This window comes from Candidatus Pantoea deserta (genome assembly GCF_003813865.1).
Lineage (GTDB): Bacteria > Pseudomonadota > Gammaproteobacteria > Enterobacterales > Enterobacteriaceae > Pantoea > Pantoea deserta.
The window spans coordinates 1-8,771 of record NZ_RMVG01000039.1 but is presented as its reverse complement, the minus strand read 5'-3'; the positions used below and the strand labels follow the sequence as shown (position 1 = coordinate 8,771).

Here is an 8,771-nt window from a genome sequence, read left to right as displayed (position 1 = left end):
GGCTGCTGACGCGCATTGAAGAGATGGTCTCAGCGGGCATTACGCCAGCGGAAATCGTGGCGGTACTGGGCAGAAAAGGAGCGCGCGTATGAATACCGTCATGATAGTACCTTCAGCGCCTCCCCTTTATCGTCAGCGGCACAGGGTCTGCAGGCTGCACAATGTATTTTCACGCCCTGCGCAGTCTGTAGCCCAGGCGAGGATGGCAGCAAGAAAGGATAACGCATGCCCCCCTGTACTCACGTTGCTGAGCCTGCCTGAGAATATCGGGCGGCCCGCTTCTGTAGCGTCAGAACGACGAACTTCACTGGCAATGATGCACCAGGCTGAAGTGCTGGAAAGACTTATCTGTGAGGCCGAAACGGCGCTGGCCAGCCAGTCAGTTCGCACATACCGGCAATGGTACTCGCACTGGCGGCGTCGTGGCGTACGGGTGAACGATCTGCTGGATATGACTTGGATGTGGCGCCAGCGTGCCCGGACTGATTGAGAATAGAGAGCATTCTGTCAGTCAACTGTCTGCGCCTGCATGAAGACAGAATATCTCGACCGGTCAGACCTGTTAATGTTTGAGGCTGTGGCGCCGATAGTGTTCAAATCCTTCACCAGGGATACACATTGATGGCAAATCCGTTTTGACGATGCTTCACGGCATCGTCTTTTTTTTGGGGATGTACAAAAGAATCCGACTATTTATGATTCAATGGATTACATTCCAATGTTGACGGGTGATAGGGGATGTATAGTGAGGGCGTGTTGCTTACGTAGATCGCAAACGCTAAACAGTTCCTTATCTTTCACTCAAGGTGTAACCTGTACACTCCTGACGTTAGCCGGTTATCCGGCCTCTCTGTACTCGTCGTTATTCGACATACCGACGGCTACCGTTCGTCGCGGCGGGCGGCTATACGCTGCTTCTCGCTACTTGGGGTTGCCAAAGGTTTCTTATCGCCTCTTAAGGGGGCGTAGCGTTATTAGTTTGGGCTATGCGCTTGCGCTAAGAATCGTCAGGATTGTATAGAGAGAACGATCTATGTCTAAACAACATAAAATCGGCTTAGTTGAAGTGCTCGGGATTGCTACAGCAGTCCTGGCCTTTATCAACGAGTCGTGGACTTTCGTTGAGAAGGTGTTGAGCCTCTTCAACATAGTCCCTAACTACTTGTTTTTTTATGAATACAGAAAATGAATGGCTTCATAAGTTTGAGATAAAGCCGGGCCGCTGGGTTTATATACCTAATGAGGCTACGTTAAAGCAAGGAAAGCTAATACACGCTTATATCAGATCAAAATGGAAATCCCCCCCCTATATGTTTCACCTGAGAGAAGGTGGTCATGTTGCGGCTGCAAATCATCATGTTCAGAAAAAATACTTTGCATTGATCGATATACAAGATTTTTTTGGCGCCACCAGCCAAAGTCGCATAACAAGAGCGCTAGGGAATTTGATTCCCTATGACAAAGCGAGAAAAATCGCCAAGTTATCAACCGTGAAAAACCAAAACGGCAATGGATTGAAGCATGTGATTCCATATGGCTATCCACAGTCACCAATTCTGGCAAGTTTCTGTTTCCATCAATCCTTTTGTGGGAATATTATTAAAAACATCAGTAAATCTGGTGATATATATGTAAGTATCTATATGGATGACATCCTTCTTTCAGGTAATGATTTAGGAAGGCTGGAAGATACTTTTAAAGCTGTCAATGAAGCGTTGGTTAAGTCAGGTTATACGGTGAACCGGTCAAAAACTCAGCTTCCATCAACAATCGTGAATGTATTTAATTTAGAACTTAGCCAAAACTCACTGCGTATATCAGCTAAAAGGATTGTTGATTTTTTGCAAGCCTATATATCCAGTTCGCACCCGCCTGAAAAAAAAGGTATAGCTTCATACGTTGGTAGTGTTAACAAAGAACAAGCCAGGTTATTCAAGTGACACCTTTATTCAGGGAAGTTGTAAAGCCATAAAAATGAGAAGTATGCCCCCTCCGGCTCCCCGGCGCTGCCGGGTCGTCACCCCCACTGCGCTAACCGGCAGAGCCGGTAAGCTCCGCCGGACCGCGTGGCGTTCCGGGCCTCCCGGCTAGGGTCTGATGGCTTTAACAGTTAACTGCTGCAGCGGGCCTGCGCCCGTGCCTTCACCGCGCCGGCATACGACCGCCGCCGCTTTCATGTCGTCACGCCTGAACGGCGCGCCGGGTGTGTTCATTCCCTGTCTTACCGTTGGTCATCTCTCACCGGCTCTCTCGCGAAGGGCCGGGTTTCGCACCGTCGTCCGGAAAAAGCAAGGCTGAAGTGTACGGCTTCGCCGGCCCTGCTTTGTCCGATCGCCGTCGCGTGCACGCCCTTTGCCGCGAAAGGTCCCGACGAGAGATGAGTTAACTAACCAAAGGAGAACTGGAATGCACACACAGAACGTCAACACCGCCGCTCAGGAACCCTCGGAAAGATGGGGGGGAGGGCAGGCCGCCTCCGGCATCGAAAAATGCCTGATATTGAGCACCGCGCACATGACTGAGGATGACAGCGGCCTGTTTTACTGGCTCGCCCGTCGTTCAGAGAAAGGGGAGGGGGCCTGGATGTGGATACACGATACGGGTTACGGGCACTTTATCTGTCTCGACACCGAGGGGGGCAGGCTCCGGTGGCTGCGTAATCAGGGTATTTCGGAAAGCCTCTGTTACCTGCTGGAGACGGTCTCACGGCTGTCCGGCACGCGCATGTTCCATTTCGACCGCGACGCAGACATCCAGCCGGGTTTTGTAACTTACGACTGGTAAAACACGGCAGTCATGCCGTCAAAAGCACCGGCGCGGCAGCAAACGCGCCGGTTAAAGCAGAAGCGAAGGAGTTAACTGATGCGTTACAGTAAGAAAGTAGAAATGCAGGCGCAGCGTTTTGCGCAGGCTTACCGCGAGGGCAGACCTGCCAGCATGCCGGCGATGCGGTTCAGTGACTGGCCATGCTTTATGGCCACGGTCAGAAAATTACAGGGAGGTCAGGTATGAAAGGGATGAGTAATGCATTTCCGGTATCGCAGGGTGAGATTGTGCGTGTGCTGGGCCCATGCTGTCACATAACGCTGAACACGGGCGCCGAGGCGTTTTACATTAACGGGCAGTTCATCACTGACGCATACCCGGGCGAAGGAGCAGCCTGGTTGCTGAACCTCGCGCGCAGCATTGCAGCGGCCTCTGGCCATAAGCTGCGCTGCTATGTGGTATCAGAGCCTGATGACGAAGAGTGGGCATGGAATGACGTGGTCGATCAGCTGACGATACGCGCCCGTGTGGATGCTGCACCGCTCTTTACGCCCGCCGGCCCGGAAGCTCCCAGAGGGCTGATAGCTAGGCTGCTGAGCTTCCGTCCGTAAGTAATTAAACACAGGCAGGCCCGCGCCTGCCTGAATCGGCTTTCGTTCTGATCCGCATGAAGGCGCTGCCGGCATCGCATAAAATCCTGGCGTCCCTGCGGGCCGGAAGTAACCGGTGCTGACGCACCGGTCATCTCCCTTCGCCTGCGCTTTCTCTCTCCGGGACGCTGTCTCACGGTCTTCTCTCTCTGCTTCCTGCTGCTCTCCGTTCTGCGGTTGTGCTGCAGCTGCTTCTCCCAGTAGGTCAACGGCATAAACAGCCTGATGGCCCCCTCCGGCTCCCCGGCGTTGCCGGGTCGTCAGCCCCACTGCGCTAACCGGCTGTGCCGGTAAGCTCCGCCGGACCGCGAAGCGTTCCGGGCCTGCCGGCTAGGGTCTGATGGCAAGGTCCAGGTCAACCCCTGCAGCGGGCTTTCGCCCGCGCGCTCACTGGCCACAAAAAAGACGTGGCCGCTGAGGACCGGCCCGGCACCGTGGCGTGCCGTTCCGGGGCCGTGCCCTGTTCATCCTTCCGCGTTGTGTTTTGTTCCCCTGAGCCCCTTCGCCGTGCAGAAACCTGGCACCCGGGCGTCTTCACGCAAGGGTCGCGCGCTAAACGGCTGCACCCGGTCCCTGCGGGCTGCGGCTTTGCCGTTTCCCCCTGCGTTCAGCCTGATGCCCGCGCGCCCGTTCTGCCCTCACGGCGAGGAACTCAGAGAAACATCACTTAAACCACACGGGAGACACAACATGTCACAGCAGAACGTCAACACCACGGCTTCAGAATCTAAAGAATCATCTTTTTTTAACTGCGAAAACTACCGCGCAACGTATTCGCCTGATGATAACAAGCTGCGTCTTTACCCACTGCACCGCCTCGATGAGGAGACGTATAAACGCGTAAAGGATGCAGGCTTTAAGCATGCGCCGCGTCAGGGGCTTTTTGTTGCGCCAATGTGGACGCCCGATCGCGAAGACCTGCTGATCGAGCTGGCCGGTGAAATTGAGGATGAAGATCAGTCGCTCTTTGACCGCCAGGAGGAACGTGCGGAGCGCTTCGAAGAGTACAGCGAAAAGCGCGCCGCCGAATCAGAGCAGGCGCTGGCCGCTGTGGACAGCCTGGCTTCGGCCATTCCTTTCGGCCAGCCGATTCTGGTCGGACACCACAGCGAGCGCCGCGCGCGTAAGCACGCGCAGAAAATTGAAAACGGCATGCGCCGCGCGGTCAACCTGTTTGAAACCTCGGGATACTGGGAGCGCCGGGCTGAGGCGTCACTGCGTCATGCTGCTTACAAGGAGCGGCCGGACGTGCGCTGGCGCCGGATCAAAAAGATTGAGGCCGACCTGCGTAAGGCTGAGCGCCGGCTTCAGGACGTGCAGAAATTTATCAAACTCTGGTCGTCCGCGAACCTTGACCGGGCAATGGCTCTTGTTATTGCAGGCGTCGATCACCTTCACTGCTGCTTTACCCTGGCGAAGTACCCGCGACCGCCGGAAAAAAGCCAGTATGAAGGCAGCCGCAGCATCTGGTCAGCCCTTGAAGACGACATTATTACCGCCGAACAGGCCCGGGACATCTGCATTCCGTGCCATGAACGCACCATTGCGCGCTTAAGCCGCTGGACCGCGCATTATCGCAACCGCATCGCTTACGAGCGCGCCATGCTGGATGAACACGGCGGCGTGCTGGCCTCAGATACCGAAATGGTGCCGGGCGGGCAGGTTAAAAGTCGCGGGGAGTGGCTGACAATCATCCGCGTAAACCGCAGCGGCGGAAAAATCAGCTCGCTGGTTACGCCTGAGTATTCATTCATGTCACGGGGAAACGGTGCCGTCATCACCATCACGCCCGATCGCATTACGGAATACAAAGCGCCCAGCGCAGAGGAAGCAAAAACGGCGAAGGCGGCCGCAAAGCGTCCGCCGATTGTGAACTATCCGGGGGAAGGCTTTGAGCACATGACTAAGGAGCAGTGGAGCAAAAAGCACGCTGATTTTAAGCAGGTGAAAGGGATTGCGGCCGGTGACGAACACAAGGCCTACCGCATCCGCCGAGTGATGTCCACGGGCTACACCCTGTCACCGGTTTATATCACTGACACGAAGACGATTGAAATACCGCGTTAAAAGCCAGTGCTCCCCGGCGGCGCTGGGGAGGTTATGTATATACAGATGAATATACAAAGTGCCGGCATTGCCGGCACGGGAGAACGAGAAATGCGTACCGAACTCAGCGCGCGAATTGCGCAGATGCAGCAGAAACTCAGCGGCCTGCAGCCCGTGGCCCGGGTGCATGCAGATACACAGCTGTTTGTTTCGTCCAACCTGGTGTGCCGGAAGCTTGTCGCTCTGGCCGACATCCGGCCGGGTAATCGGGTGCTGGAGCCGAGCTGCGTAATTGCATATTACTTGACTACCCATTTGCATTTTACTTGACCATCGCCAACAAAAATTTTCGCTCCGCTGATGGCTGAGTGATGCCTGTTTGAGGCGCTACTGTGTGCCAAAAGGGGAAGTTGAAGTGTCAGGGACTTTATAAACGTGAATGGTTCGTTTGACCTGCTCCCTGTTGATTCACACAGACTGCTGTTAGCAATGTCCGCTTTTAGCTCATTGAGGTCCTTTATATTTGGGGCTTAGCCCTTCATCGTCATAGGAATCATGGGCATCTACCCACATCCTCACCAGTGTTCAGAGGATGTTAAAACGTGCCCTTCGTAGTAGTGAAGGTGAACGCCCCACATTTTGGTTTCGTAAAACCATAAAAAACTTGCCCACTAAAACAAAACATGCTGAGGGTTGACATTGGTCTTAATTAGGTCTAAATTAAGACCACCTTCGGGTAACCCCATGCGGATGGGGTCACAATATGATGATTGAACTAAAAGCGGCTTAAGTGCCGATGATTTGTTGACCACTTAGCGTCAGCACGGAGTTAAATGATACTCAAATGAAATGAGTTGCTTCGTTAAATAGAGGTTTATTAAGAGGAAAGACTATGAGAGTCGAAACCATTAGTTATCTGAAAAAGCACGCCGCGGTGCTTGATCTTACAGAGCCATTATTGGTCACACAAAACGGTGTGCCCGCTTATGTTGTTGAGTCGTATGAAGAGCGCTTGAAAAGAGATAATGCAATCGCATTGCTGAAACTCTTAACTATCTCTGAAAAGGACAAAAGCGAGGGACGCACGTATAGTCGTGACCAGTTAATGGCAAGTCTTTAATACTTGCTATGACTGGAGGGCACATGCCTAAAAGCAACACAAAAAAAGGTGTTATTTACACCGAAACGTTCAAACTCACTGCTCGCAATCTTTTGAATTTTCTTTCGACCAGTGTTGAAGAGCCAAAAGAAATACTTAATAAACAACTCGATGAGTTTGAAAAGAAAGTTGATGTTTTCCCTGAGAGTTGTCAGATTTCACCTGACTTGCTTGAATTAGGCTGTGACCGTTATCGTGAATGTATTACCAGGGATGGTTATCGCATCCTTTACTCCTACGATACAGAACAGGAGGAACTAACTGCCCATGTCATTCTTGGCAAACGACAGTCAGTCATTCAGTGTCTTTTCGAGAGACTAATCGCTTTGTAAAGCAGATGAATGAAGCCACTTTAGTGGCTTTAATTTTATCTGCGATTTTTTACCAGCCGATTGTTAACTTGAGTAGACCTTCTATCTAAGCATGATTTTTAGTTGGTAATGACCAAGTAATTTGCAAACGGGTAGTCAAGTGAATGCAAATACTCACCGAGCGCCGGGACCGGCGCCATTGTCCGCGCGGTGCTTGCGGCCGTGCCGGATGTAATATGCCAGTGCGTGGAAATGAACGCAGCGCTGGCTGAACATCTCAGCGCCACTTTTCCTGAAGTGGCCGTGACCTGCGCGGACTTTCTGAGCTGCGCCCCGCAGGCCGTTTATGACCGGATTATCATGAATCCGCCTTTTCGCCACGGCGACGATCTGAAGCACATCCGGCACGCGCTGAAAATGCTGGCGCCGGGCGGTAACCTGATGGCGGTCTGCGCAAACGGTCCGCGTCAGCAGCGAGAATTTAAGGATATTGCGACGCATCAGGAGGTGCTGCCACGCGGGACATTCGCTTATACGGACGTTTCAACAATGATTGTCCGCATTGATGCCTGATCACCTGCCTTACCGGCTTCGCGCGAGCGGGGCCGAATTAGTGCCACCAGCTTGGTCCGCAAACGTCCACGGCGGCTAATAACGGCTGCGGCGGCTTCGCCGCCACGGCGGTTACTCTTCCTTCCCCTGCGCTTTCTCTCTCCTGGATGCTGTCTCACGGTCTTCTCTCTCTGCTTCCTGCTGCTGTCCGTTGTGCCGCGCAGCTGATTTTCCGGTTTCCTGACCCTGAAGGTCAAAAGCATGAACAGCCTGATGGCCCCCTTCGGCTCCCCGGCGCTGCCGGGTCGTCAGCCCCACTGCGCTAACCGGCTGCGCCGGTAAGCTCCGCCTAACCCTTCAGGTTCGGGCCTGACGGCTAGGGTCTGATGGCAAGGGCAAGGATAGCCTCAGCAGCCTGCTTACAGTCCGCTATGGGCGAAAAGCGGACACTGGCTTAATGTCAGAAATAACATTTTCTAACTCCACATTGCCAATGTGAAATCTGTAAAAAAGCAAGAATAAAAACTCCGCTGGCGGTAGATCGCACCAGGGAAAACCTGCCTTTACCGGAGTTTTACCGAATGTTCAGAAACCGTTAGTGCCAGCTCATAGCAGACCGGGAATTTTCAGGGAAAAGATGGTTAAATAAGCCCTGCTAATCAGTCGGGCCAAAAAGGAGGCGGTAACATGCTTGATACGATTTACGACGGGGTAAATTTTTTTAAAGCGTGGGTTTTTGCAATCATTATCTGGGGGACGCTCTGCGTAGCGATCTGGTATTACTTTTTCAGTGACGCGCGGCGTTCTTCATTTCACGGCGGCGGCCTGTCAGACTTTATCGACATTTTTCCGCAATGGCTGGTTAACGGCGTACTGGCGGCATGGTTTATCACCGGGACGTTCCCCTTTCTTAATTATATGGCAGATAAAGAGCAGTTCGGCAGTGTGGTAGGACGTGCCAGGGAAATGGGCTTTTTCGACGAAAGGCCGTGGTACGGGGTAGGCGGCTATCAGTTTCTGGCGATTGTATTAGTGCTGCTGATCAGCTACCTGTTCCATCGCTATGTTGTCGAGTGATACAGCCGCGAGTGAGATTTAACGCGTTTAACATGCCGCTACTGAAGCGGCTTTTTAATGCCAGTAATACAGGGCTAGGGGTTTTACCAAATCTTGGCGAACGGCAGGTCAATCCCTGCAGCGGGCTTTCGCCCGCGCGTTCACTGGCCACAAAAGGACGTGGCCGCTGCGGACCGGCCCGGCACCGTGGCGTGCCGTTCCGGGGCCGTG

9 protein-coding genes and 1 pseudogene are annotated in these 8,771 nt (G+C 53.3%); all 10 read left to right on the top strand.

Annotated features, from left to right (window positions below):
* Positions 1 to 88: 88 nt before the first annotated feature.
* Positions 89 to 490: a plasmid SOS inhibition protein A gene (locus tag BBB56_RS24070; RefSeq protein ID WP_505541179.1), complete on the top strand. Its 402-nt coding sequence runs from the start codon at positions 89 to 91 to the stop codon at positions 488 to 490.
* A 682-nt stretch (positions 491 to 1,172) separates the two neighbouring features.
* Positions 1,173 to 1,940 (top strand): reverse transcriptase domain-containing protein, encoded by a 768-nt coding sequence (locus tag BBB56_RS23020; RefSeq protein ID WP_123803218.1) that lies wholly within the window; start codon positions 1,173 to 1,175, stop codon positions 1,938 to 1,940.
* A gap of 466 nt (positions 1,941 to 2,406) precedes the next feature.
* Positions 2,407 to 2,784 (top strand): DUF5983 family protein, encoded by a 378-nt coding sequence (locus BBB56_RS23015; RefSeq protein WP_123803217.1) that lies wholly within the window; start codon positions 2,407 to 2,409, stop codon positions 2,782 to 2,784.
* Positions 2,785 to 3,017: 233 nt separating this feature from the next.
* Positions 3,018 to 3,377, top strand: coding sequence for a hypothetical protein (locus tag BBB56_RS23010; RefSeq protein ID WP_123803216.1), 360 nt, complete (start codon positions 3,018 to 3,020; stop codon positions 3,375 to 3,377).
* Between the two features lie 729 nt (positions 3,378 to 4,106).
* Positions 4,107 to 5,483 (top strand): DUF3560 domain-containing protein, encoded by a 1,377-nt coding sequence (locus tag BBB56_RS23005; protein ID WP_123803215.1) that lies wholly within the window; start codon positions 4,107 to 4,109, stop codon positions 5,481 to 5,483.
* 90 nt (positions 5,484 to 5,573) lie between these two features.
* Positions 5,574 to 5,792: a hypothetical protein gene (locus tag BBB56_RS23000; RefSeq protein WP_199756303.1), complete on the top strand. Its 219-nt coding sequence runs from the start codon at positions 5,574 to 5,576 to the stop codon at positions 5,790 to 5,792.
* 562 nt (positions 5,793 to 6,354) lie between these two features.
* The gene (locus BBB56_RS22995; protein WP_123803214.1) at positions 6,355 to 6,582 is read left to right on the top strand and encodes a type II toxin-antitoxin system Phd/YefM family antitoxin; all 228 of its coding nucleotides are present in this window, start codon (positions 6,355 to 6,357) and stop codon (positions 6,580 to 6,582) included.
* 23 nt (positions 6,583 to 6,605) lie between these two features.
* Complete coding sequence (locus BBB56_RS22990; RefSeq protein WP_123803213.1) at positions 6,606 to 6,953, top strand: addiction module toxin RelE; 348 nt, start codon at positions 6,606 to 6,608, stop codon at positions 6,951 to 6,953.
* A gap of 174 nt (positions 6,954 to 7,127) precedes the next feature.
* Positions 7,128 to 7,505: pseudogene (locus BBB56_RS22985) on the top strand (methyltransferase); the annotation flags it as partial.
* 666 nt (positions 7,506 to 8,171) lie between these two features.
* Complete coding sequence (locus tag BBB56_RS22980) at positions 8,172 to 8,561, top strand: hypothetical protein (RefSeq protein ID WP_123803212.1); 390 nt, start codon at positions 8,172 to 8,174, stop codon at positions 8,559 to 8,561.
* Positions 8,562 to 8,771: the final 210 nt, after the last annotated feature.